A 23,576-nucleotide genomic window follows, 5' to 3' on the forward strand; every position below is an offset into this window, starting at 1 on the left:
GCGTCGCCATCGACGGCCGGACGGATTCAGGCAGCCCGGAGCGGCTGGTCGCGGTCAGGACCGGCGGAGGTCCTCCAGGGTCACGGCCGTACCCGGGAGCGCGGAGTGGGCCGGGGCCCGCAGCCCGTCCAGGTACAGCTGGAGATGGCGGTGGACGAAGCGGTCGGCGCTCGGGCAGGCGGTGCCGGCCGGGGGCCGGCTGAGCTGGGCGACGCCGAGCATCAGGTCGCCGACCCCGACGTCGGGCCGGAGCTGCCCCTCGGCCTTGGCGCGGTCCATGACCTCGCCGACCAGCTTCTCGAAACGCAGGCGCGCGGCCTCCAGGTCCGGGTGGTTCTGGTCGAAGGTGCTGGTGACCATGGGGCACAGCGCGCTGATCCGCTCGTCGGCGGCGGCATGCGCGATGCGCTCCAGGGCCGTGAAGGCGTCGCCGGTCTCCGCGAGGGCCCGCTCGGCCGCCTGCACCGTGCGGTCGATGACCGCGCAGACGACCTCGCGGACCAGCGCGTCGCGGTCCGGGAAGTTGCGGTACACCGTGGCGTTGCCGACGCCGGCGCGGCGGGCGATCTCGTCGAACGGCACATCGGGGCCGAACTCGACGAACATCTCCCGGGCGGCGGTGACGATCCGCTCCCGGTTGCGCAGGGCGTCGGCGCGCGGCCGGGTCGCCTTGCGGCGCACGGGGGTGGCGGTCTGCACGGCGTACTCCTCGGAGACGGTGTGGGGATCCGGGGACCGAGTCCCCGTTTCGCTCGGACGCATGGTTAAACGGGGATTGGATCCCCGGTTATTTCCCGCCAGAGCCCCCATCTCCTGTGACCTGAATCACTTCCCTCCCCGCGAGTAACCCACGATCGGTCTCCTCCAACGCGCGTCCGCGCCCCTCGCGTCACAGGGTGATCGCAAGGGTGCAGCCGGAGACCGGCGGCTGCCTGGAGCGAAAGGTCCATGCATGCAGCCGCAGCCGTCCAGCCGTCGGATACGCCCGTCACGACGTGTACTGCTGTCACGTCGTGTACGGCCGTCACGAGGTGTACGGCGCGGAACCGCTCTCACGGCGGTGGCCGCGCTGACGGCGGCGGTCTGCACCTCGGCGGGCGGCGGCCGGCTCGCCGACGGCCCGGCCACGGCCGGGGCCCGCCCGATCAGCTCGGCCCACTCCTCCGCCCTCGCCCCCTGCATGATCAGCAGCGACCGGGAGGTCCAGATGTCGGAGGGCATCCCCACCCCCGGCGGCTACTCCCGCTCCACCGGCACGGTCCGCGCGCTCACCCTGATGATCGACTTCTCCGACGCGCCGGGCTCCGGCGAGGCGCTCGACCGCTACCGCGAGTTCTTCCCGCAGACCCGGGAGTGGTTCCGCACCAGCTCCTACGGCCGTCTGGACTACCGCCCGGAGACCCCCATCCGCGGCTGGCTGCGGATGCCGCGCACCTTCGAGGCGTACGGCATAGAGCGCGGCGCGCCCTTCGACCCCGGCTACCGGACGCTGGTCCAGGACATCGTGGCCGCGGCCGATCCCAAGGTGGACTTCCGCTCGTACGACCTCCTGAACGTCCTGGTCACGCCGAACGCGGGCCCCTCCGCCCTCGACACCGTCCTGTCGGTGACCTTCGCCGGCAACGCCGAGGCGCCGGTCGCGGACGGGGTGCCGGTGGCGAACGCGTCCTTCGTCTACTCCCGGCAGGACGACGGCTCCGGCTCCTACGGGCGCACCGGCTACCGCGTCCTGCCCCACGAGAACGGGCACGTCTTCGGCCTGCCCGACCTCTACACCCAGGAAGGCGGCGGCGCCGTCGGCCACTGGGACATCATGAGCGAGGACTGGGGCGCCAACAACGACCTGCTCGGCTGGCACAAATGGAAGCTGGGCTGGCTGGACGCCACCCAGGTCTCCTGCGCGTCCGGCCGCGGCACCAGCGAGCACCTCCTCACCCCGCTGGCCCGCGCCGGCGGCCCGAAGCTGCTCTTCGTCCCGCTCGACCGGCGCACCGGCTACGCCGTCGAACTGCGCACCCGCGAGGGCAACGACGAGGCGGTGTGCCACGCCGGCGTCCTGATCTACAAGGTCGACGCGACCGTGGACACCGGCCAGGGCCCGGTGAACGTCTACGACTCCCACCGCGACAGCGGCGGCTGCACCCACAGCCCCAACGTCCACGCGGAACTCTCCGACGCGACCTTCTCGGCCGGCGAGACCTTCAAGGACCCGAAGCACGGCATCGTCATCGCCATCGCCTCGGCGGACCTGGAGGGACGGCACGTGATCAGGGTGACGAGGAAGTGAATCGCCCTCTTGGCGGGACGCCAACGGCCCCGCACACATCCCAATGCGGTCATTACGGCTGACCAAGCACACCCACTCCTGCGTCCGGCTGGAGCACCCCGGCGGCGGCACCCTGCGCCTACGGCATCCACGACGCCCAGCTCAACGAACGCGGCCTGAACAGCATCAACGCCTGGCTCACGGAAACCTGCCCGGGCCGCTACCACCGCCTGCTGCCCGGGCGGACCACCAGTTCACCCCGCCCGTGATCCGCCACCCGCTACACTGGCCGCGGTGACGCAGGCACCACCGCCTGCTATCGCCCACTGCCTTCGTAGCTCAGGGGATAGAGCACCGCTCTCCTAAAGCGGGTGTCGCAGGTTCGAATCCTGCCGGGGGCACAGCGTATTACCGCTCTGACCTGGGCTTTCTTCCCCAGGGAGGGGTTTTGGTCGGCCTCGGACTCCTCGTCCGAGGCCGTTTGCGTGAGCGGTGCGCACCAGCCGTACACCTTCGGAGCATCGGCGAGGTCAGCGGGCGATGAACGGCTCGGTCAGGTGAGGGGTCGCGAGGTAGAGGGTGCTGGCGGCCCGGCTGTGGAGCACCTGTTCCCTTGAGGCCCTTGCCTGCCCAGGGTCCATCTCGTGGGCGTAGGCGAGTTCGGGGTGGAGCAGCTGGATCGCGTGCACGAGCAGATCACCGGTGACGGCAACCAGTTCGCGCCCGGACGCGACGAGCACGCTCTGGTGCCCGGGCGTGTGACCCGGCGTGGCGATCACGCGCTCGCCGCTGCGCAGCGGGGTGTCGCCGTCGAGCAGCCGTAGCTGATCGGTCTTCCGGAGCGGGTCGACCACAGTGGACCGCAGCTGCGGGTTGACCTCCTCGATCGCGTCGAGTTCGGCCTGCTGCAACAGGTATTCGGCGTTCGGGAAGAACGGCCGCGTCTGCTCGCCGCCGACGACGGCCCAGCCCACGTGGTCGGTGTGGAGGTGCGTGAGCACCACGGTGTCTACGTCGGATGGTTCGATACCCGCGGCGACCAGCGAAGCCGGGAGCACGCCGGGCACGGGCGCCCACGAGGCCGCCGGGCTGTCGGCCGGGCCGATCCCCGCATCGACCAGCGTCACACCCTGGTCGCTGCGGATCGCGAACGCGCGGAACTGGAGCCGCCAGCGCCCGTCGGCGTCGAGCGCGCCGGGATCGAGCTGGTCGGCCGCCGCCCACTGCTCGGTGGTGGCGCCGGGGAACGCCTCCGACCTGGGGGAGAAGAAGGGGCCCGCGCCGTCGGCGAGCGCGATGACGGTGTACGGGCCGACCTGGATGGAAGGGGGCATCCCACAGATAGTGCCACCGGTGGGCGACCCATGAGCAGGCGGGTAGCTCCGGAGTTCGCTCCAGGTCGTGTGCGCCTCGCAGAACTGGCAGACCTCGACCTCGTGCATGGCTCGGGCGTCGGCCGCTTCCGTCTCATTGACCGGCGCGTACTTCTTTCAGGACCACAAGCCTGCGTCTCCCGCAGACAGTGCCGTCATTCCTCATCGACGTTCAGGCGACGCGCAACCACCAACCGCCTCCCAACGCCCATCCACATATGTTCCAAGAGATGCACAAAGCCAGCTGTTCCTCGTCGGCCGTTCCGTCGTCTTCTCCGCCGAGGCCCCGCGCGGCCGGGGCGACAGCCTGCACGGCCGTCTCAGTCCTGTGCCGCCCCGGCCCGGGACAGGTCCCAGTACGCGGCGTACCGGCCGGCGCGCCGCAGCAACTCCTCGTGGCTGCCCTGTTCGACCACCCGCCCGGCGTCCAGGAAGGCGACGCGGTCGGCCCGGCGCACGGTCCCCATGCGGTGCGCCACCATCACCACGGTCCGGCCCGCCATCAGCTCCTCGATGCCGGCGTGCACGGCCGCCTCGTTCACCGGGTCCAGGGCCGAAGTGACCTCGTCGAGCAGCACGATCGGCGCGTCCTTCAGCAGCGCGCGGGCGATGGAGACGCGCTGCCGCTCGCCGCCCGACAGCAGCGTCCCGCCCTCGCCCACGCCCGTCGACCAGCCGTCGGGCAGCCGCTCGATCACCTCGTCGAGACGGGCCGCGGCGGCCGCGGCCCGTACCTCGGCGTCGGTGGCGTCCGGGCGGCCGAGGCGCACGTTCTCCTCGATCGTGCCGTCGAAGAGGTAGACGTCCTGGAAGACGATGGCGATCCGAGCCATCAGCGCCGCGGTGTCCATCTCCCGGACGTCCACGCCGCCGATCCGCACCGCGCCCGCGTCGACGTCGTAGAAGCGGGCGAGCAGCTGCAGCAGCGTCGTCTTACCCGCGCCCGACGGCCCGACGACGGCGAGCCGCCGGCCCTCGGGTACGGACAGCGTCACCCCGTCGGCGACCGTCCGGTCCCCGTGCCGGAAGGTGACCGCGTCGAACTCGACCTCGTGGCAGGACGGTTCGCGCGGCACGCGAGGCTCCGGCAGCGGCTTGGTGTTGAGGACGTCGTCGAGGCGGGTGAGTTCGGCGCGGGCGGCGCGAATGCCACCACTCATCTCGGCGAGGGACAGCAGCGGGTCGGCGCAGCGGGCGGCGAGCACCAGGACTGCGAGCACCTCGGCCGCGCCGATGTCCCCGCCGAGGGCGAGGTACGCACCGAGTGCGAGCAGCGCGGTGAACACCGCCTGCACGGTGACCGCGAGACCCAGCACACCTGGCAGCGCCGAAAGGGTGGAGCGACGCGAGGCGCGGCGCAGTTCCTTCAGGGAGTCGTCCAGCAGACCGAATCGCTCGCCGGTGCGGCCGCCGGCGCGCAGCACCGGCTGGGCCTGGAGGTACTCGATGACGCGGCCGGTGGCCTCGCGCTCGCGTTCCACGCGCTCCGTGTCGGTAACCGTCGTCGCGCGGGCCGTGCGCAGCTGGACCGCGGCTACCAATGGCACAGCGGCCAGGCCGGCAAGCCCCAGCTGCCAGTTGAAGGCGAGCATCACGGCGAGGATCGTCAGCGGCGTCACACAGGCGGAGATGAACGGCGCCAGCAGGTGCGCGATCACGCTCATCGCCTGCAACACGCCCTGGCTGGCGAGGACGGACACCTCGCCGGTGCGGCCGGGTTGATACCAGCCGATGGGCAGCCGGGCGAGGTGTTCGCCGAGGCGCTCGTACATGCCGTGCAGCATCGTCGTGCCCACGCGGAAACCCGAGCGGTCGCTGACGTACCGCAACACCGCATAGACCGCGACCGCCGCGCCGAAGGCGGCCAGCCAGGGCCGGGCGTCCTCGGGTGTGCTGCCGAAGAGCGCGCGCAGCACGGGCACCAGCAGGGCGTACGACAGTCCCTCGGCGAGGGCGGTCGCCGTCATCAGGGCAACGGTGCGGCGCACCGGCCCGGCGTACTCGTGGCCGAGCACACGCAGCAGTGTGCTGATCATCGGGCCTCTTCCCCTTCCATGGCACCGGCGTGGATCTTCCAGAATTCGGCGAATGCGCCGTTCCGCGCGAGGAGTTCCGCAGTCGTGCCTCGTTCCACGATCTCGCCGTCGCGCAGCATCACGACGGTGTCGGCGTCGGCGATCGTCTCCAGGCGGTGGGCGATGACCAGCGTCGTCCGCTTTTCCCGGGTCTGCGCCAGCGCCTCGCGCACCGCCTGCTCGGTCTGCGGGTCGGCGAAGGCGGTGGCCTCATCGAGGACCAGGACAGGGGCGTCTGCGAGCAGGGCGCGGGCGATCGAGACGCGCTGCGCCTCGCCGCCGGAGAGGCGGGCGTCCTCGCCGATCACCGAGTCGTAGCCGCGGGGCAGTTCGAGAATGCGGTCGTGGATGCTCGCCCGGCGGGCGGCGCGGACAACGGCGTCGCGGTCGGCGTGCGGTACGGCGAGGGCGATGTTGTCCGCGACCGAGGCGCGCAGCAGCCGGACGTCCTGGAAGACGAAGGACACCCGCCGGTACAGCTCCTGGCTGCCCACCTCGCGCAGGTCGACGCCGCCGAGGAGCACAGACCCGTGCGTCGGGTCGTAGAACCGCGGCAGCAGCTGCACCAGCGTGGACTTGCCGCTGCCGGACGGCCCGACCACGGCGGTGATCGTCCCCGGCTCCAGCACCAGGTCGATCCCGCGCAGCACCTCGCGCCCGGCCTCGGCACCCTCGTACCCGAAGCGGACGTCCCGCAGCTCCACCCGGTGTCCCTCGGGCGCCACCGGCCGTACGGGCTCGGGCAGCGACGGCTCGGCGAGTACGTCCCGGATGCGGCCGACGGCGCGCCGCGCGGCCTGCAGGTCGTCGAAGCCGTGCCCGAGCGCGGCCACGGGCGCGGTCAGTCCGAGGCCGAGAAGCAGGAAAGGCAGCAGGTCCGCCGGGGCGAGCCCGCCCCCGGTGATCCGGTACGCGCCGCCGACCAGCACCGCCAGCAGCACGAACGGCGGCGACAGCGCCACCTGCATCCCGGCGGCGACCCCGGAAAGACCGCGCACCATCCGGTAGAAGCTCCGGGTGAAGTCGCCCACCGCGGTACGGAACTTGCTGTGCGCCCGCTCCGACCCGCCGAACGCCTTCACCACCGCGATGCCCTGCACGAACTCGACCACCGACGCCGAGATCCGCCCCATTGCGGCGTCGAACTCCTTCTGCTCGCCCAGCCGCGTGGGGGTCATCATCAGCGGCACCAGCGCGACCGCCAGCAGCACGGGGATCAGCGTGATCAGCGTCAGCCGCCAGTCCACGGTGAGGAGGTAGCCGAGTGAGACCAGCGGCACCACGAAGGCGGAGACCAGCTCGCCCGGCGTGTGCGCGATGAGCGGGTGCACGGCGCTGACGTCCTCACCTACCAGCTTCGCCAGCTCCCCGGTGCGCCGCCGCGCCAGCCGGCCGATCGGCACCCGCCCGAGCCGCGCGGCGAGTTGCCGGCGCAGCGACAGCTGCACCCGGGTGTCGAGGAGGTGTCCGACGCCGGACGATGCGGCCGTGAACAACAGCCGTACGAGCAGCCCTGCCGCACCCGCGATCACGACGTCGCGCACGTGCCCGTCGTCGGCCGGCCCCGGCGCCAGCAGCGTACGGCCGAGCTCGACGACCGCGAGGAGCGGCGCCAGGCCGGCGACAGCGCCGATGACCTGCAGGACGACGACGGCGGCGAAGCCGCCCGCGTACGGGCGCAACAGACGGGCCACGCCCGGTGGTGGCGGCGCGGTGGTTCCGGTGGAAGTCATGCGCTCACCTTCGCCGCGGCTGCGGCCCGCTGGATTGAAGAAATGTTCCGTCCGGATGTTCCGTCCGGGCGGGCCCGTAGCATGGACACATGTCGACTGCCGTGCGCCAGCGCGTCGTTGCCCCCGTGTGGCAGGTCACGCGCCCGGCCCGGCGCGGCCGCGTACCCGGCGTCGTCCTGGCGGGGCTGCGCGACCGCGGCCCGGCTCCGGTCGACCACCGGCTCGACCCGCACCCCGTGCTGACGCTGGCGCTGGCCTGCGGCGAGGCGGCGCTCGGCATCGACGAGTCGACGGGGCGGCAGCACCGCGGCAGCCTTGTCACCGGGCTCGGGTTCGGCGTCGGCGGTACTGCGCGGGTGCGGGCCGCGAACGTCGAGTGGATGCAGGTGCGCCTGTCCCCCGCCATCGCGCGCGCCGTGCTGGGCGTGGGCCCTGCTGAGCTGGAGAGCTCCGTGGTGGCCCTGGACGACCTGTGGGGAGAGCGGCGGGCAGCCCGGCTGCGCGAGCAGCTGGCCCAGGCCGCCTCGTGGGAGGAACGCTTCGCGCTCGTCGAAGCGTTCCTCGCCCGGCTGGCCGCCGCGGGGCCCGCCATCGAGCCGGAGCTGGCCTGGGCCTGGGACCGTATCGTCGCCGGGCACGGCCAGGTGCGGGTCGAGGGGCTGGCCGACGAACTGGGCTGGAGCCGCAAGCGTCTGTGGTCCCGCTTCCACGCCCAGCTCGGCCTGCCGCCCAAGCGCGCCGTGAAGCTCGTCCGCTTCGACTGGGCCGCCACCCGCCTGGCCGGGGGCCAGGAGGCGGCCAGGGTCGCGGCCGACTGCGGCTACGCCGACCAGTCGCATCTGCACCGGGACGTCGTGGCGTTCACCGGCGTGACCCCCGCAACCGTGGCCGGCCAGTCGCTCATCACGACGGCCGACATGGCGTGGGTGGACCACGTGCCGCGCCTCTCGGCACGATGGGGCAATGCCCCAGCCCCCCGTTTCGACGGGCCGCACCGGCCACCGCCGCCAACCGGCGGAGCTACCCGAGGCGAACGAGTTCCCGGGCGGGGTACGGATGTACGGTCCCGTCACCGGCGCCGGCAGCCCGCTCGCGCCGCCGATGCGGGCGACTCCGGCTGACGGCGGCTTCGTGGGACGGTGCGATCTGGGCATCGCGCACGAACGACCACCCGGCCACGGCCACGGCGGCGTCAGCGCCATGCTCCTCGACGAACTGATGGGGTAGGCAAGCACCGCGGTCGGCAACCCAGGCATGACCATCTCACTCCGGATGCGCTACCGCGGGCCTGCGCCCCTGGAGACCGAGACCCCCTTGCAGGCGAGCACTCGAGTCACGGGAACCGACGGCCGCAAGATCTTGATGACGGGCTCCATTGCCCAGAAGAGACCCCTCCACCCTCCTGGTGGAAATGGACCGCATCCTCGTCGTACCGGATCCGGACCTTGCCCGCGCTCTTTCCCGTCCCTCAATCACACAAGGTGAGACACCGCCCCTACGTGGAAACAGCGCGCGCGCTCTTCTTCCACGCGTGAGCGATGCGTGAGCGGACGGTGGAGCACGAGCCACCAGAAGCAGGACCGGCGATCACACCGGTCGGTGCTGACCTGCAAGGACAGCACCACCCGGCATGACCCCACACCTTTCATCATGAATTGCGTCCCACTCCCAAAGCGGGTGTCGCAGGTTCGAATCCTGCCGGGGGCACAACGCGCTTCGGCCTCGGACTCCTCGTCCGGGGCCGTTTGTGTGAGTGGACGGGGAGTTGATCTCCCGAACCTGCCGGCCACCGGCCGTCGCGGTCTGCGCGGGGGATGTGACCTTCATCGCGGTAGTGGAGGTTCGGCGCGTTCGGCGCTGTGCCGTCCGCTGGCGGTGGGGGCAGCGGCGCATCTGCCGTCGGTGGAGGTCGTAGGGCTGTGAGGGAAGTGCGCGGCAGGAAACGCGGCGCCCGCGGAGAGCAATATCTGTGTCCGTGACATGAGAAATAGGATCCGGGCACGGCCAGTATTCCCCGACTGGCGGGCGGCCCGGAATTATCGACCGTGCAGGGCCGATCGCACCGTGCTACTGTCGATCTCAGTTGCAGGTGTGGTTGCCAGAAGGTTCATTTCCGACGGGGTAATCATCACGGCGACACGGAATTCGCACAGGGCGAATTCCTGACACCGCCTCCGAAGGAGAAATGACATGGCTACCGGCACCGTGAAGTGGTTCAACGCGGAAAAGGGCTTCGGCTTCATCGAGCAGGACGGCGGCGGCGCCGACGTCTTCGCCCACTACTCGAACATCGCCACCCAGGGCTTCCGCGAGCTGCAGGAAGGCCAGAAGGTGTCGTTCGACATCGCGCAGGGCCAGAAGGGCCCGACGGCCGAGAACATCGTCCCCGCCTGACACCGGCGCTGACGCATACTTCGCAGCTGGGGCCCGCACCTCTGGGGTGCGGGCCCCAGCTCGCTGCTTTTCAGGGCGCGCGACGGGAAGGCTCCGGTGCATCACCGGGCCTATATCACCGGCCGGTGACACATCCCCCGTCGGTCCGACTCGCCCCACATCGACTTTGGCTCGTCTCGAAATTCTCAGCGCCGCTCATCTGCTGCGGGAATTCCTTGCTACGTGCCATCAAGGAAGGTTCCGCATGAAGCGTGCCCGCACATCCCGTACATATGATCGCTTCGGAGGGGGCTCCGGCGGCAACCGCTCGGGCGCCAACCGCTCCGGTGGTCCGCGCCGTTCCAAGAGCTATGGAAATCGACCGGCCGGACCGGCCGTACAGGGCGAGTTCGCGCCGCCGAAGACGATCACGCCCGCGCTGCCGGCCGTAGAGTCGTTCGCCGATCTCGCCATGCCTGCGTCGCTGCTGGCGACGCTCGGCAGGGAAGGCGTGACCGTACCGTTCCCGATCCAGGGGGCAACGCTGCCGAACTCCCTGGCCGGTCGTGACGTACTCGGCCGTGGCCGGACCGGCTCGGGCAAGACCCTCGCCTTCGGGCTCGCCCTGCTGGCCCGTACAGCGGGGCGGCGTGCCGAGCCGCGGCAGCCGCTCGCCCTCGTTCTCGTCCCCACCCGCGAGCTCGCCCAGCAGGTCACCGACGCGCTCACGCCGTACGCCCGCTCCGTGAGCCTGCGGCTGGCCACCGTCGTCGGCGGGATGTCCATCGGCAGGCAGGCCGGTGCGCTGCGCGCCGGAGCCGAGGTGGTCGTCGCGACGCCCGGGCGGCTCAAGGACCTCATCGACCGGGGCGACTGCCGGCTGGACGCCGTCGACATCACGGTCCTCGACGAGGCCGACCAGATGGCCGACATGGGCTTCATGCCGCAGGTGACCGCCCTGCTCGACCAGGTGGCCCCCGACGGGCAGCGGATGCTGTTCTCGGCCACCCTGGACCGCAACGTCGACCGGCTGGTGCGCACCTACCTGCACGACCCCGTCGTCCACTCGGTCGATCCCTCCGCCGGCGCGGTCACCACGATGGAGCACCACGTACTCCACGTGCACGAGGCGGACAAGCATCGGACGACCACCGAGATCGCGGCGCGAGACGGTCGAGTGATCATGTTCCTGGACACCAAGCACGCCGTGGACCGGCTGACCAAGCACCTGCTGAGCAGCGGTGTCCGCGCCGCGGCCCTGCACGGTGGCAAGTCCCAGCCGCAGCGCACGCGGACCCTGGCCCAGTTCAAGAGCGGGCATGTGACGGTTCTGGTGGCGACCAACGTCGCGGCGCGCGGGATCCACGTCGACAACCTCGACCTGGTCGTCAATGTGGATCCGCCCAGTGACCACAAGGACTACCTGCACCGCGGCGGTCGTACGGCCCGCGCCGGCGAGTCCGGCAGCGTCGTCACCCTGGTGACCCCTGACCAGCGTCGCGGCATGAGCCGGCTGATGGCTTCGGCGGGCATCACCCCCCGGATCGCCCAGGTGCGGTCGGGCGAGGCGGAGCTGAGCCGCATCACCGGTGCCCAGACTCCTTCCGGTGTCCCGGTCGTCATCACCGCGCCGGAGGTGGAACGTCCCCGCGGCGCGTCTTCCTCGTCCCGGGGCCGTCGGGGTCGCCGGGGCCAGGCCGGACAGGGCCGGCCCGTCGGTGAAGCGGCGCGCCGCAGGACACAGCGGCGGACCAGCTTCGGCTCGGCCGCCTAGAGCCGCCGTGATCACCAGCCCGTCCCTTCCGGTAGGAGGCACCTATGACGACGGCTCAGCCGCAGCACCAGGTAGCGCATCGCTCCCCCACGGCCGTGGTCGACGACACGGACACCGCCGGACCTCGGGTCTGTGACGACATGACGGTCGAGGTGGCGCTGTCCCTCATGGCCGGTGCCCGTGTCGATCACCTCGTCCTGTGCGACGGGGACGACCAGAGCACGGGCCTGATCACCCTGGCCCGGCTCGCCGTTCTCCGCGGCAGCCCCGGCTACACGGACCGGATCCGTCTACGGGACATCCTCGACGGACCGGTCACCGCGCCCGGCGCTCGGCCCGACGGCGTCGGGGAGCATGGCCGGACCCCGGGCGTCCTCACCCTCGCCCGCTGATCACCTCGGCCGGTCAGCCCGTTCTCCTTCCTCTCTGTGAGGCATCTCTGTGAGGCATCATGCGCTGTGTCATCGCCCGGTACCCGTTCGAGCTGACCAAGAGCGGGGTGCTGACCTCGATGAAGGGCGTCAGGGCCGAGCTCGTCACGGGTGAGTCCGTGACCATCGGCCGCCGCCGCTACCCGGTCAAGCAAGTGGGCCAGGTCATCACCCGACTGGACCGCCGCGACTTCACCAGCGGCGAAGTCGTCCGGGCCATGACCCGCCTCGGCTTCACCTGCCACGAGCACCCCGAGATCGCGCCGGCCTCCTCGGAGGTGTGAACACAGGCGGAAAAACCGCCATCGAAGACCCGGTGAGGGCCCTGCCGACGCGCGTCGGCAGGGCCCTCACCGTCGTATCGTCGGCCGCAGGAGACCTGTGGCTCCTGAGTGCTGAAATCTACTGTTGTCAGAGTAGACATTGACTCTTGGCACGGCTAATCTTTTTCTCGTTGACACGGTCAAGTGAGACCCGGCAGACACGAACTGGCGGGTAGCAGTACGTAGTTCAGGGGCTGCACAGCAGCATTACCGAGCAGTACCGCAGCACCCGTTCACCAAGTGGTCGGTTCAGAGAAAGGACGGAGGAGCAGACGCCATCAGGATCGCCCGGCCCGGGAAGCTCTCGGTCCGGGTACCGCAAGACCCCGGAATGGATGGTGGTCCCCGGTCACGCAGCAGCGATCCCCGCACCCCTCCCCTAGCCGGGCCGGGTAGCGGAAACAGAAGGTCGGCAGAGCATTAGGGCCGACAGATGGTGTTTCATTTCCTTCGGGGCCCTGGTGCCGTACGGCATCAGGGCCCCTCGACGCGTTGCACAACGAGGTGACATGGCAGCAGATACTCCACTCAGCGATCGTCTCGACGACGACGACTACCCCGCGTACACCATGGGCCGGGCCGCCGAAATGCTCGGCACCACCCCTGGCTTCCTCCGAGCCATCGGGGAGGCTCGTCTGATCACTCCGCTGCGCTCGGAGGGCGGACATCGCCGGTACTCCCGCTATCAACTGCGGATCGCCGCTCGCGCCCGCGAGCTCGTCGACAAGGGAACCCCGATCGAGGCTGCATGCCGCATCATCATCCTCGAGGATCAGCTTGAGGAGGCTCAGCGCATCAACGCGGAGTACCGCCGTGCCGCGAAGGAAGCGGCCGGAAGTCCCGATCCCGGTTCAAGCTGATCACTTGGGCGGGCAGCGGCGGGCATTCGGGGCCCCTGAGAAGAGGCATTCCGGGCCACCCCCTGAGAAGATCCGGTCATGGCGGACTCACCCATGCGGATCAATGCCCTCATCATCGATGCCACCGACCCCGAGCGACTTGCCGCGTTCTGGTCCGAACTGCTCGGCAGGCCGGTCGTGGGCCGGATGGGCCCGTACGTCTGGCTGCGGCGGGAGGACGGCCTGGGGCTGGGCTTCCAGCGGGCCGCCGGACCCAAGGCGGGCAAGAATCGGATGCACGTCGACATCTCCTCTTCCGATCCCGCCTCCGAACAGCAGCGGGTCGAGAAGCTCGGCGGGCGCCGGCTGGAGCAGTACGCCGACGGAGGGTTCCTGGTGATGGCGGACCCGGAGGGCAACGAGTTCTGCATCATCCCTGAGGGCCCCTTCGAGCTCGACGACGAGGGGCGCGCGAACTACCTCGGGTGACCGCCGAGTTCGTAACGCCGGAATCGCGGCTCACACCTAGACTCCCCGTCGTGGCGTATGAGCTGAACTCCCTGCTTGGCCGCCTCGTCGGCTTTCGGCTGCACTCGGTGCAGTTCGTCCTGGACTACGTCCAATTGCACTTCGACGGCCCGACCGACGACACGCCCGTGCTCACCTGCGACGCGCTGCCCACCGTCACGCTCTCCGGGCGACGGTTCTCGCCGACGGAGGCCGGCTGGACCGACGCGCTCCGTGGGCTCATCTCGCAACAGGTGACGGCCACTCATGAGAAGACCGGCATCGGGATCAAGGTCGACTTCGTGACCGGCTCCGTCCAGGTGCACCCCAGCGAGGGGGAACTCGTCAGTCCGGAGATCGCTACGCTCAACGGTTTCGTTGATCGGTCCTGGATGACCTGGCGGCCCGGCGAAGACGCTTTCGAAGATCTTTAGCCGTTCGCCGCGTCCACGGCTTCCTCGACCTCCTCCGCGGATGGCCCTTCCCCCTCCGGCTCCCACCGCAGCAGATCCCCCGGCTGGCAGTCGAGGGCCTCGCAGAGTGCGGCGAGGGTGGCGAAGCGGACCGCCTTGGCGCGGCCGTTCTTGAGGACGGCCAGGTTGGCGGGGGTGATGCCGACGCGTTCCGCGAGTTCGCCCACGGACATCTTGCGCCGGGCGAGCATGACGTCGATCTCGACGACGATCGGCATCAGATCAACTCCTCATCGACGATCGGCATCAGATCAACTCCCCATCGACGATCGGCATCAGATCACCTCGGCCAGTTCGGCCCGCATCCTCGCCGCCTCGACGTCGCGGGCGACGGCCTGGGCGAGCAGCATCCGCAGCACCAGGACGATGAGCGCGACGCCCAGGACCGCCACGGCGACTCCGCCGATCAGCAGCACGATGCCCGGGGGTACGGCCTCGCCCGGTGCCAGGACCACGCCGAGGGCGAAGACCAGCAGCGCGGCGGCCGTCATCGCGCCGATCATGACGTGGACGTAGCGGAAGGCGCCTTCGGAGAAGACGGTTCCCCGGCGGACCATCGTCAGCAGCCGCCATACGCAGACCAGGACGACCTGGGCCGTCACCACCCCCAGGAGCACGATCACGACGACCGGCGTGCGCAGTCCGAAGTCGCTCAGGTCGGCGGCCAGCAGGGGGACCATCACCGCTTGTACGAACAGCGAGCCGGCGAGCAGCCCCACGAGCACGGCGCGCAGCGCCAGCACCGTCAGTTTCCCCATCGCCTTCCCTCCTCCATCCACAACAGCTCATCGTTTCTCGATTGGAATCTATCGAGAAACGATAGGTTGCTGCAAGAGGGTGCCCATAAGTCCCTGGAGGATGGAGCTCACCGAGCGGCCTTCGCACCCTTCGTCCGCCGTGCGTAGTCCGCGGTGACGGCGAGCAGCAGGAAGCCCCAGGTCGCGGCGGGCAGGTAGAGCCAGGTCACCCAGGCGTCGGGCTCGTCGAACTCCCGCTTCTGCTCGATGAGCCTGGGGCCCTCCCCGACGAAGCCAAAGAGGGAGTTGAGCACGGCGTACAAGGTGATCAGCACCAGCAGCACGCCCCCGGTCCGCGCGACGGCCGTGACGCCCCGTCCCGGCACGGCCCGCCCGCCCAGACCGGGCATCCACCGCGGAAACACCTCACCCCACGGCCGCACCAGCCCCACGGTCAGGAACGCGAGCCCCACCGTCAGACAGCTCAGCACCCACAGGTACATCCGCTCGCCCGCCGTGTGCCCCACCTCGAACGACACGGCCACCCGCCACACCGACGACGGCAACACCCCCACAGGCACCGCCCACGCAGCCCACACCGCCCATCGCGCAGGCCGCCGCACCGCGTCCGACCCGTTCCCCACCGCCACCACCACGCCTCCTCGCGCCGCGCCCGCGACCAGGGGGCCGTTCCCCCCACCGCCAGTCTTCCGACCGTCCCCGGCGCCCACGTCCCCCCGGCAGACGAACCCGCCCTCCCCCGGTCGGCGGCGACGCATCGGCCGCAGGTCGTACCGGAGTGTCGGCTGCGGGAGAGACAGCGGAGGGGCCGGTCGGGAGTGGATCCCGGTCGGCCCCTCTGGGGTGTGCTGGTCAGATCGTGGAGCGGGCGCTCGGGAGGGCCGTGCCGTAGGCGATCTCCGTGTAGCGCAGGGTCAGGCCCGCCGACTTGCCGGAGACGGTCGTCGAACCGCTGGTCGCCGGGCCCGTCGTGGTGCCTCGGGCCAGCCAGATGAGGCCGTCGGAGTTCTCACCGGGGGTGCCTGCCACGACCTCCGCCCGGCCGTCCTTGTTGAGGTCGGTCAGGTGGGTGGCGGCGCCGAACGCGTCGCCGCGTTCCGCCGTGCCGGGGACTCCCGTGGCGTTCTGGGTGTAGAGGGCGGAGCCGGTGGCGGTCAGGCCGGCGGAGGAGCCTCGGAGGAGGGTCGCCGAGCCGGCGTAGGAGGCGGAGCCGACCGCTTCCTGGGGGGCGCCGATCAGGACGTCCGCGTACTTGTCGCCGTTGGTGTCGCCGACCGAGAGCGTGGCGCCGAAGAGGTCGGCGTTCTCGGCCGCGCCGGGGACGCCCGGGGTGTCCTGGTGGAAGACCTTCGGCTTCTGGTCGGTGGTGATGCCCTGCGGGCCGCCGTAGAGGACCTGGATCTCGCCGCCCTTGTACGCGGGGGTCTCCCCGGGCATCAGGGACGCGTCGTACGGATTGCCGGTGACCAGGTCGCCGTAGCCGTCGCCGTTGATGTCGCCGACCTGGCCGGTGAGCCCGTCGGCGAGGGGGAGTTCGGTGTACGTGCCGTCCCCTTCGTCCAGGTACACCGGGCCGCTGACATCGCCGGACGTCGGGCCGGGCAGCCAGAACCGCTCGGCCGTGCCGTCGCCGTCGACGTCGCCCATGACGACGCCGCGGTTGGTGCCGAGGCGGTTGACGAAGGCGCGGGCGGCCGGGCGGCCGGTGCGGGTGAAGGGGCCGGTGTACGTCGTTCCGCCGCACTTGCCCGTCACGCCGAGGTCGGGCGCCCCGTCGCCGGTGACATCGCCGGCCGCGATCCCGGCGGCGAACCCGCAGCCCTCGTCGAGACCGGTCGGGGGCGGGATCGCCGCGCCGCCCTGGAGGCCGCCGGAGCCGCCCCATACGACGGTGAGCGACCCGGTGCCCCCCATGGTGCCGGCGGATTCGGAGGGCGTGCCGACGAGCAGGTCGGCGTAGCCGTCGCGGTCGAGGTCGGCGGAGGCGACGGCGCTGCCGAAGCCGTCCCACTCCTCGGGGCTGTCGGGGATGCCGGTGGTCGCCTGGGTGATGACGGTCCGGCGGGTGGTGGCGGTGACGCCGCTCGCGGAGCCGTAGTGGACGACGACCGCGCCCGCCGCGTCGACCGAGCCGTTGGCGGCGCCGGGCGCGCCGACGGCCAGGTCGCGGTAGCCGTCGCCGTTGAAGTCGTCCTGTACGGCGGCGGTGTTGGCGCCGTGGTAGGGGCTCGCGGCGGAGGCGGACGGGGCGGGCAGGGCCGCGGTGAGCGCCGCGGCGGCGGTCACCGCGACGGCGGCGGCGAGCGCGGTGCGGGGCGCACCGGTGGTTCTGGTGATGCGGGTGGTGCGGGCGGTCATCGTGGCTCCCGTGCGGGCGGTCGTCGTGGCTCTGGCAAGGGCGGTCATCGCGACTCCGGCAGGAGCCCCCGTCCGGCGTTCCCGGCGGGTCATCGGCCGCTCACCACCCCGCCGAGCCGCGCGGCCCCGGCCGAGCCGAGGCCCACCGCGCCCGTGGTGATGCTCTTCGCGCCGGTCGCGGTGAGGGAGCCCGCGGAGCCGCGCAGCGCCCACAGGCCGCCTGCGCCGGAGTCCTCGCCGGGGGCGCCGGCCAGCAGGTCGGCGTAGCCGTCCTTGTTGGTGTCCACGAGCCGCAGGGCGGTGCCGAACGCGTCGTTCGTCTCCGAACCGCCCGGCACGCCGGGGCTGTTCTGCGTCCAGACGCGGGCGTGGGCGGCGTCCAGCTGTCCGGCGGTGCCGCGCAGGACGGTGACGGCGCCGGCCTTGGAGTTCTCGCCGGGGGCACCGATCACCAGGTCGGCCTTGCCGTCCTTGTCGGTGTCGCCGATGGCGACGGAGGCGCCGAAGCGGTCCCCGGCCTCGCCCCCGCCGGGCACGCCCGGGGTGTCCTGGGTGATCGTCTGGCTGCTGCTCGGGGAGCCGCCGTAGGCCGCGTCGAAGTAGACGGTGACGCGGCCGCCGAGGGAGGTGCCGGGGCTCTGCGCGGGGTCTTCGGGGTTGCCGATGACGAGGTCCGGGGCGCCGTTGCCGTTGAGGTCGCCGACGGCGGAGGTGGTGCCGGGGGGCAGGGTGTAGTAGTCGAAGCCGCCCGGGTCGTGCATCACGGTGTGCGGGTCGTCGCCGTGGCCGTCGTAGCCCCAGCCGCCGTCGGAGACGCCGCGGCCGTGCACGATGAGGTGGTCGGCGTCGGTGTTCGGCAGGTCGACCTGGGTGAGCGCGAGGATGCCGTACGCCGGGTTGAAGTCGTGGCCGTTGCCGCTGGTGCCGGACTGCGCCGACAGGTCGGCCGGCATGTAGGTGACCTCGGCGTCGTTGGCGCCGACGGCGATGGACAGCTTGCCGCCGTTGACCGGGTTGAGCGAGTTGTAGGTGCCGACGGCGAGGGTGCGGCCCCAGGCGTCGTGCGTGGACGGCCACGGGTCGGCGACGTCCTTCGCCTTGACCGGGCCGGAGGCGGTGCCGTAGACGACGGTCACCGAGCCGCCGCCGACGTCCCCGGCCACCTCCTCGCCGGGAGCACCGACGACCAGGTCGCTGTATCCGTCGGCGTTCAGATCGTGCACGACGACCGCGGCGCCGAACCGGTCGCCGGTCTCGGCGGTGCCGGGGATGCCGGTGGAGTTCTGGGTGAGGACGGTGCGCTTGGTGGAGCTGACGCCCTGCGCGGTGCCGTAGAGGATGACGACCGCACCGGCCTTGGCGCGGCCCCCGACCGTGGCGTCCGGCGCGGAGACGACGACGTCGCGGTATCCGTCCTTGTTGATGTCGCCCGGCGTGCCGACGACGGCCTGGGCGGCACCCGCCGCGACCAGCGGGGTGAGGCCCGCGGCCAGCAGGGTGGCGGACATCAGCAGGATGCGCTTGCGCACGGGCTCCTCCAGGGGCGCGGTTGATCGGCGCACAGGAGACACTCGGAGGGGCCGGAGGGTTGTACGAGACAGGAGAGAATTCTCGAGCCCCGGCTGTACCGGCAGGGCGAGCACCGGATCCACCCAGCGGTGGTGACCGCCTGGGCGCTCGGTCTGGTGGCGGTGAGGGCCGCACCCGGCCGCCCGGGCCCAGAAGGTCCCCGCCGACTGACGCCGCCGCTGCCCGCCCTCGGTACCCTGGCCGAATGGGCGAAGCCGTAGCCGCAGGTGAGCAGATGGGCGTGGTGGCCGCGCTGGTGCGCTCGGCGTTCCTGGTGGACGCCGTGTACGCCGAGTCGGGCCGTCGGTTCGGGCTGACCCCGCAGCAGGGTCAGCTGCTGTGCGTGCTGATGCCGCAGCCGTACGGGATGACCGAGCTGGGCAGCATGCTCGGGCTGGCCAAGTCCAGCCTGACCGGGCTGGTGGACCGCACCGTGCAGCGCGGCCTGGTGCGGCGGGAGGCCGACCCCCGGGACAAGCGGGCCGTGCGGGTGGGCCTGACCGAGGAGGGCGCGGCGCTCGCCAAGGAGTTCTACGACGCGACCTGCCGCCGGATCGAGGAGCTGCCCTCAGGCCTCGCCCCCGCCGAGCGGGAACAGCTGGCGGCGCTCCTCGCCCGGGTGGTGCGGGACAACGAGGTCCCGCAGGTGTTCATCGAGCCGGAGCCGCGGCCGTAGCGCCGCCGGCCTGTCCGTCCGGCCGGCCCGGGTCCTCCGCCGCCCGCAAGCCCCGCGCCAGCACCCCCGTCACCGCGACCGACGCCACCGCCATCACCGTCATGGATGCTGCCGGTGACGCCAGTTGGGCCACCGCACCCGCCAGCGCCGCGCTCACCCCCTGCATCGTGAGCATCCCGGCGGAGTGCAACCCCAGGGCGTGCCCGGAGAGTTCGTGAGGGGTCAGCGCGACCAGCCGCTCCTGCTGCACCAGACTCGCCCCGAACCCGGCGGACGCCACCAGCACCAGCACGGCCGCGACCGGCACCGGCGGGCGCAGGAAGAACACCAGATACGGCCCGGCCAGCAACAACAGCAGCGGCACCCCGAGCCGCGCCCGCCGCCCCGGCGCCACCAGCCGGCCGACCGTCACGTCCCCGGCGAACATGCCCAGCGCCGCGCAGGCGAATAGCGTCCCGGCGGCCTCGGGCGCGTAGGAGACGTAGAGCGACTCACAGCCGACGATCAGCCCGTTGGGCACCCACAGGGCGAGATAGACGAAGCGCCGCGGACGCGACGACCACAGCAGCGCGTTGGCCCGCCAGGTGGCCCGCACCGAAGGGCGGCCGGACGCGCGCGGCGGGCGGTCCGTCAGCCCCAGCCGCAGCCCGAGCGCCGCACCCGCGTACAGGACCGCCGCCAGCAGCAGCGCGGTGCGCGGCGTCACGACGGCGACCAGGACGCCGCCGGCCGCGTAGCCCCCGATCTGCGCGAGCCCGCTCATCATGTTGAAGACCGAACGCCCCAGCAGATAGCGCTCCTTGGAGAGGATCTCGGTCAGCAGTCCCCACCGCACTCCGCCGCCCAGCGAGGCCACCAGCCCCAGGGCGAAGACGACCGCGAACACCGCCGCCACCGGCAGCCCCGGCGCCGCGAGCACCGCCGTACCGGCCGCGAAGGCCAGCGCCACCCCGGCGAGCGTGGCCCGCGGCGGCAGCCGGTCGGAGCCCGACAGCAGGAAGGTCGCGCCGACGACCTGGGCCAGCGACGGGCCGAACATGCTCACCGCCGCCAGCAGCGGCGACTCGGTCGCCCGGAACACCAGCGTGCCGAGCGCGAGCCCGCCGAGCGTCTGGGCGGCGGTCTGGGCGGCGGAGGACAGGAAGAGCGGAGTGAACTCCGGTGTACGGAAAAGGTCTGCATAGCCCGGTGATCTGCGCATGCGCGGAGTCTTCGGCGCCCGCCACCGCCCCGGTACTGTTTCGCGCACACGCGAAACCAACGGGGCGGGGACGGGTATGGGCTGGTGGCAGGTCGACGCCGACACCCTCGCCCGCAGCCGCTTCCTGCTCTCCCCGTACGCCGAGGCCTTCGCGAGCCTGAAACTGCTGCACGCGGGAACCGGCGCCCACCCCGGTGAGCAGGCGTGGCTGCGTGCCCACCTCCCCGGCTACCGCGCCCGCCTGGCCGCCGACCCGGTGACCGCGTCGCTGGTGCGCGCCGGGATCGGCCGGAATTGGCTCGCCGACTTCCTCACCCCCACTCCGCGGGACGGCGAGGACTTCGCGCGGGCGATCGCCCGCGTCCGCGCGGCCGACCCCGCGGCCGCCCGCGCTCAGCTGCGGGTCTCGCTCGCCGGCCCGCTCCCCGCCGAGCTGGACCGCGACGATCTGCCGCAGCGCGCGGCGGCGCTCCTGGAGTACGTCTGGGCCGAGACCGTACGGCCGTACTGGGCCCGGCGGCGGCGCATCCTGGAGGCCGACGTGACGGCCCGCACCGCGCGGGTGAGCGAGGGCGGCTGGGCGGCCGTGCTGGACGCGCTGCGGCCCGGCACCCGCTGGCTGGGCGCCAGCCGCTTCCAGGTCAACCTGCACGAGTACCCGCCCCGCGACATCTCCGGCGCCGAACTCGTCCTCGTCCCCGTCACCCCGCGCACCGGCTGGGTGTCCTGGCAGGAGCCGGAGCCACCGCGGTACGCCGTCGTCTACCCGTGCGCCGGTCCGCTCGCCGACGACCGCGCCCGGCCCGTGCCCGCGAGCCTCGGCACGCTGCTCGGCCGCGCCCGTGCCGCCGTCCTCGTCCTCCTGGACTCCCCCATGAGCACGACCCAGTTGGTGGCCGTGACCGGGCAGGGACTCGGTTCGGTCGGACGGCACCTGCGGGTGCTGCGGGACGCCGGCCTGGTGGCAGGCCGGCGGGCCGGCCGGTCGGTGCTGTACGCCCGTACGGCGGCGGGCGAGGTACTCGTCGAGGCGGCTGTCACCCGGCGGAGTTAGCATCCGCCGTATGACGACCAACGCATCCCCCCTCGACGTCGACATCGACGCCCTCCAGGGCGGCTCCGCCGACCTCAAGCAGTACGCCGGACAGGCCGTGCTCGTGGTGAACGTGGCCTCCAAGTGCGGGCTGACCCCTCAGTACGCCGGTCTGGAGCGTCTCCAGGAGCGGTACGCCGCCCAGGGCTTCACCGTGCTCGGCGTGCCCTGCAACCAGTTCCTCGGCCAGGAGCCGGGCAGCGCCGCGGAGATCGCCGAGTTCTGCTCGGCGACGTACGGCGTGACCTTCCCGATGACCGAGAAGGTGGAGGTCAACGGCGAGGGCCGGCACCCGCTGTACGAGCGGCTGACCGGGTTCGCGGACGCCGAGGGCCACAGCGGCGACATCCGCTGGAACTTCGAGAAGTTCCTGATCGGCCGGGACGGCGCCGTCGTCGCCCGGTTCTCCCCGCAGACCGAGCCGGAGTCGGCGGAGGTCGTCGCCGCGATCGAGGCGCAGCTCGGCTGAGGCACCCCGGTCTCCGGTCTCCCGGTTGACCTTGCCCCTGGGGCAGGCCCGAGCCTCTTCCCGCCGGGCGCCGAGGAGCGCCCGGTGACGGAGGATGCACAGGTGGATGCACAGATGGACGAGGAACTGCTCACCATCGGGGCGTTCGCCGCACGGGCCCGCCTCTCGGCCAAGGCCCTGCGGCTGTACGACCGGCTCGGCCTGCTCGCCCCGGCCCATGTCGACGAGTCCAGCGGCTACCGCTACTACCGCGCCGCCCAGGTCGAACGGGCCCGGCTGGTGGCCCTGCTGCGCCGGCTCGACATGCCGCTCGCCAGGATCGCCGAGGTGGTCCGCGCGGACGGGGAGGCAGCGGCCGAGTCGCTGGCCGCGTACTGGGCGGACGTCGAGGCGCGGGTGGCCGGGCAGCGGACGCTTGCCGCATACCTCCGTGGACGGTTGTCCGGGAGGAGTTCCGAAATGTACGAGAAGTTCGGGGTCGAGCTGGTCGACGTACCGGCCCAGGTGGTGATCAGCGAGACCCGGCACACGCTGGCCGACGAACTGCCCGCGTGGATCGGGGCGTCGCTGGGGCGGCTGGAGGAGGCGGCCCGGGAGTGCGGCGGGACGACCGGCGCGCCCTACGTCGTCTACCACTCCGAGGTCTCCATGGAGAGCGACGGCCCCGCCGAGGCCTGTGTGCCGGTCGCCGACGAGGCGGCGGCGCGGGCCTGGGCGGAGGCGCGCGGGCGTGCCTGGGAGACGACGGTGCGGGTGGAACCGGCCATGCGCCTCGCCTACACCCGGATCACCAAGGCGCAGGTGGCGCATCCGCAGATCCAGGCCGCCTTCGAGGCGGTGGAGGAGTGGATCCGGGAGCGGGGTCTCGAGCCGGTCGCCTCCTGCCGCGAGGTGTACTTCGCGGACTGGGACGCGGCGGGTTCCGAGGATCCCGTGTGCGATGTGGCGTTCCCGGTGGCCGCGGGCTGACACAAGCCGAGCCCCCTCGGCAAGGACGGCGGGCTCGTCGAGAGGGCTCTGCGCGTGGTGCTTGGTGTCGCGCGGGTGGTGTCGGTGTCCGGTGTTACGCCTTGACCGAGGCCACGAAGGCGTTCCACGCGTCGGCGGGGAAGGCCAGGACCGGGCCCTGCTGCACCTTGGAGTCCCGGACGGCCATGGCCGACGGAACCGGGGACTTGATCTCGACGCACGCGCCGTTGCCCTGGGAGTACGAGGACTTGACCCACGTGTCCGTCGCGCCCTGCTTGATCGCCATTTTCGCTCCAGTAAGCCAGTTGCTGAGTTG

24 protein-coding genes and 1 tRNA gene are annotated in these 23,576 nt (G+C 71.9%); 14 read left to right on the forward strand and 11 right to left on the reverse strand.

Features of this window, described 5'->3' with window-relative positions; all coding sequences use genetic code 11:
- Positions 1 to 54 precede the first annotated feature (54 nt).
- Positions 55 to 699: a TetR/AcrR family transcriptional regulator gene (locus ACZ42A_RS11445; protein WP_468526953.1), complete on the reverse strand. Its 645-nt coding sequence runs from the start codon at positions 697 to 699 to the stop codon at positions 55 to 57.
- A 253-nt stretch (positions 700 to 952) separates the two neighbouring features.
- On the opposite strand from ACZ42A_RS11445, the gene ACZ42A_RS11450 reads away from it, so the two are divergent.
- Both ACZ42A_RS11450 and ACZ42A_RS11455 read left to right on the forward strand, forming a co-directional pair.
- Positions 953 to 2,287 (forward strand): M6 family metalloprotease domain-containing protein, encoded by a 1,335-nt coding sequence (locus ACZ42A_RS11450; protein ID WP_468526954.1) that lies wholly within the window; start codon positions 953 to 955, stop codon positions 2,285 to 2,287.
- A gap of 307 nt (positions 2,288 to 2,594) precedes the next feature.
- Positions 2,595 to 2,667 (forward strand) — tRNA-Arg (locus ACZ42A_RS11455).
- A gap of 129 nt (positions 2,668 to 2,796) precedes the next feature.
- Here ACZ42A_RS11455 and ACZ42A_RS11460 read toward each other — a convergent pair.
- The 3 genes from ACZ42A_RS11460 to ACZ42A_RS11470 all read right to left on the reverse strand — a co-directional run bounded on the left by ACZ42A_RS11460 (position 2,797) and on the right by ACZ42A_RS11470 (position 7,447).
- Complete coding sequence (locus tag ACZ42A_RS11460; protein ID WP_468526955.1) at positions 2,797 to 3,600, reverse strand: MBL fold metallo-hydrolase; 804 nt, start codon at positions 3,598 to 3,600, stop codon at positions 2,797 to 2,799.
- A gap of 359 nt (positions 3,601 to 3,959) precedes the next feature.
- Complete coding sequence (locus tag ACZ42A_RS11465; RefSeq protein WP_468526956.1) at positions 3,960 to 5,675, reverse strand: ABC transporter ATP-binding protein; 1,716 nt, start codon at positions 5,673 to 5,675, stop codon at positions 3,960 to 3,962.
- Positions 5,672 to 7,447: an ABC transporter ATP-binding protein gene (locus ACZ42A_RS11470; RefSeq protein WP_468526957.1), complete on the reverse strand. Its 1,776-nt coding sequence runs from the start codon at positions 7,445 to 7,447 to the stop codon at positions 5,672 to 5,674. The genes ACZ42A_RS11465 and ACZ42A_RS11470 overlap by 4 nt, the downstream gene beginning before the upstream one ends.
- Before the next feature lie 89 nt (positions 7,448 to 7,536).
- Between ACZ42A_RS11470 and ACZ42A_RS11475 the strand changes: the two genes are divergently transcribed.
- The 8 genes from ACZ42A_RS11475 (at position 7,537) to ACZ42A_RS11510 (ending at position 14,128) form a co-directional block, all read left to right on the forward strand.
- Entirely contained in the window at positions 7,537 to 8,568 is a 1,032-nt protein-coding gene (locus ACZ42A_RS11475; RefSeq protein ID WP_468526958.1) for a helix-turn-helix domain-containing protein, read from the forward strand.
- Between the two features lie 1,069 nt (positions 8,569 to 9,637).
- On the forward strand, positions 9,638 to 9,841 hold the full coding sequence (locus ACZ42A_RS11480; RefSeq protein WP_189725621.1) for a cold-shock protein: 204 nt from the start codon (positions 9,638 to 9,640) through the stop codon (positions 9,839 to 9,841).
- 244 nt (positions 9,842 to 10,085) lie between these two features.
- Entirely contained in the window at positions 10,086 to 11,594 is a 1,509-nt protein-coding gene (locus tag ACZ42A_RS11485; protein WP_468526959.1) for a DEAD/DEAH box helicase, read from the forward strand.
- A gap of 44 nt (positions 11,595 to 11,638) precedes the next feature.
- Positions 11,639 to 11,986 carry a CBS domain-containing protein gene (locus ACZ42A_RS11490; RefSeq protein ID WP_468526960.1) on the forward strand — a complete coding sequence of 116 codons (348 nt, stop codon included), beginning with the start codon at positions 11,639 to 11,641 and terminating at the stop codon, positions 11,984 to 11,986.
- Between the two features lie 59 nt (positions 11,987 to 12,045).
- A complete protein-coding gene (locus ACZ42A_RS11495; RefSeq protein ID WP_468526961.1) occupies positions 12,046 to 12,309 on the forward strand; it encodes an SCO5918 family protein in 264 nt (87 codons plus the stop codon).
- 548 nt (positions 12,310 to 12,857) lie between these two features.
- The gene (locus ACZ42A_RS11500; RefSeq protein ID WP_468526962.1) at positions 12,858 to 13,208 is read left to right on the forward strand and encodes a helix-turn-helix domain-containing protein; all 351 of its coding nucleotides are present in this window, start codon (positions 12,858 to 12,860) and stop codon (positions 13,206 to 13,208) included.
- Between the two features lie 78 nt (positions 13,209 to 13,286).
- Positions 13,287 to 13,676, forward strand: coding sequence for a VOC family protein (locus ACZ42A_RS11505; RefSeq protein ID WP_468526963.1), 390 nt, complete (start codon positions 13,287 to 13,289; stop codon positions 13,674 to 13,676).
- 50 nt (positions 13,677 to 13,726) lie between these two features.
- A complete protein-coding gene (locus ACZ42A_RS11510; RefSeq protein ID WP_468526964.1) occupies positions 13,727 to 14,128 on the forward strand; it encodes a hypothetical protein in 402 nt (133 codons plus the stop codon).
- Here the strand turns inward: ACZ42A_RS11510 and ACZ42A_RS11515 are convergent.
- From ACZ42A_RS11515 to ACZ42A_RS11535, 5 genes are all read right to left on the reverse strand, one after another.
- Positions 14,125 to 14,385 (reverse strand): helix-turn-helix domain-containing protein, encoded by a 261-nt coding sequence (locus ACZ42A_RS11515; RefSeq protein WP_468526965.1) that lies wholly within the window; start codon positions 14,383 to 14,385, stop codon positions 14,125 to 14,127. The genes ACZ42A_RS11510 and ACZ42A_RS11515 overlap by 4 nt on opposite strands.
- Before the next feature lie 57 nt (positions 14,386 to 14,442).
- Positions 14,443 to 14,925, reverse strand: coding sequence for a DUF2975 domain-containing protein (locus tag ACZ42A_RS11520; protein ID WP_468526966.1), 483 nt, complete (start codon positions 14,923 to 14,925; stop codon positions 14,443 to 14,445).
- Between the two features lie 107 nt (positions 14,926 to 15,032).
- Positions 15,033 to 15,449 carry a hypothetical protein gene (locus tag ACZ42A_RS11525; RefSeq protein ID WP_468526967.1) on the reverse strand — a complete coding sequence of 139 codons (417 nt, stop codon included), beginning with the start codon at positions 15,447 to 15,449 and terminating at the stop codon, positions 15,033 to 15,035.
- Positions 15,450 to 15,777: 328 nt separating this feature from the next.
- On the reverse strand, positions 15,778 to 17,283 hold the full coding sequence (locus tag ACZ42A_RS11530) for a hypothetical protein (protein WP_468526968.1): 1,506 nt from the start codon (positions 17,281 to 17,283) through the stop codon (positions 15,778 to 15,780).
- A gap of 89 nt (positions 17,284 to 17,372) precedes the next feature.
- A complete protein-coding gene (locus ACZ42A_RS11535) occupies positions 17,373 to 18,812 on the reverse strand; it encodes a hypothetical protein (protein ID WP_468526969.1) in 1,440 nt (479 codons plus the stop codon).
- Positions 18,813 to 19,087: 275 nt separating this feature from the next.
- Between ACZ42A_RS11535 and ACZ42A_RS11540 the strand changes: the two genes are divergently transcribed.
- Complete coding sequence (locus ACZ42A_RS11540; RefSeq protein WP_468527284.1) at positions 19,088 to 19,528, forward strand: MarR family winged helix-turn-helix transcriptional regulator; 441 nt, start codon at positions 19,088 to 19,090, stop codon at positions 19,526 to 19,528.
- On the opposite strand, the gene ACZ42A_RS11545 is transcribed toward ACZ42A_RS11540, so the two are convergent.
- Positions 19,503 to 20,729 carry an MFS transporter gene (locus ACZ42A_RS11545; RefSeq protein WP_468526970.1) on the reverse strand — a complete coding sequence of 409 codons (1,227 nt, stop codon included), beginning with the start codon at positions 20,727 to 20,729 and terminating at the stop codon, positions 19,503 to 19,505. The two genes, ACZ42A_RS11540 and ACZ42A_RS11545, sit on opposite strands and share 26 nt — an antisense overlap.
- 76 nt (positions 20,730 to 20,805) lie before the next feature.
- Between ACZ42A_RS11545 and ACZ42A_RS11550 the strand changes: the two genes are divergently transcribed.
- The 3 genes from ACZ42A_RS11550 to ACZ42A_RS11560 all read left to right on the forward strand — a co-directional run bounded on the left by ACZ42A_RS11550 (position 20,806) and on the right by ACZ42A_RS11560 (position 23,260).
- Complete coding sequence (locus ACZ42A_RS11550; protein ID WP_468526971.1) at positions 20,806 to 21,783, forward strand: ArsR/SmtB family transcription factor; 978 nt, start codon at positions 20,806 to 20,808, stop codon at positions 21,781 to 21,783.
- A gap of 10 nt (positions 21,784 to 21,793) precedes the next feature.
- Positions 21,794 to 22,291, forward strand: coding sequence for a glutathione peroxidase (locus ACZ42A_RS11555; RefSeq protein WP_468526972.1), 498 nt, complete (start codon positions 21,794 to 21,796; stop codon positions 22,289 to 22,291).
- A gap of 114 nt (positions 22,292 to 22,405) precedes the next feature.
- Positions 22,406 to 23,260 (forward strand): MerR family transcriptional regulator, encoded by an 855-nt coding sequence (locus ACZ42A_RS11560; protein ID WP_468527285.1) that lies wholly within the window; start codon positions 22,406 to 22,408, stop codon positions 23,258 to 23,260.
- Between the two features lie 94 nt (positions 23,261 to 23,354).
- Here ACZ42A_RS11560 and ACZ42A_RS11565 read toward each other — a convergent pair whose 3' ends face one another.
- Complete coding sequence (locus tag ACZ42A_RS11565; protein WP_468526973.1) at positions 23,355 to 23,546, reverse strand: DUF397 domain-containing protein; 192 nt, start codon at positions 23,544 to 23,546, stop codon at positions 23,355 to 23,357.
- Between the last annotated feature and the right edge of the window lie 30 nt (positions 23,547 to 23,576).

This window comes from Streptomyces sp. NPDC030838 (assembly GCF_055572035.1).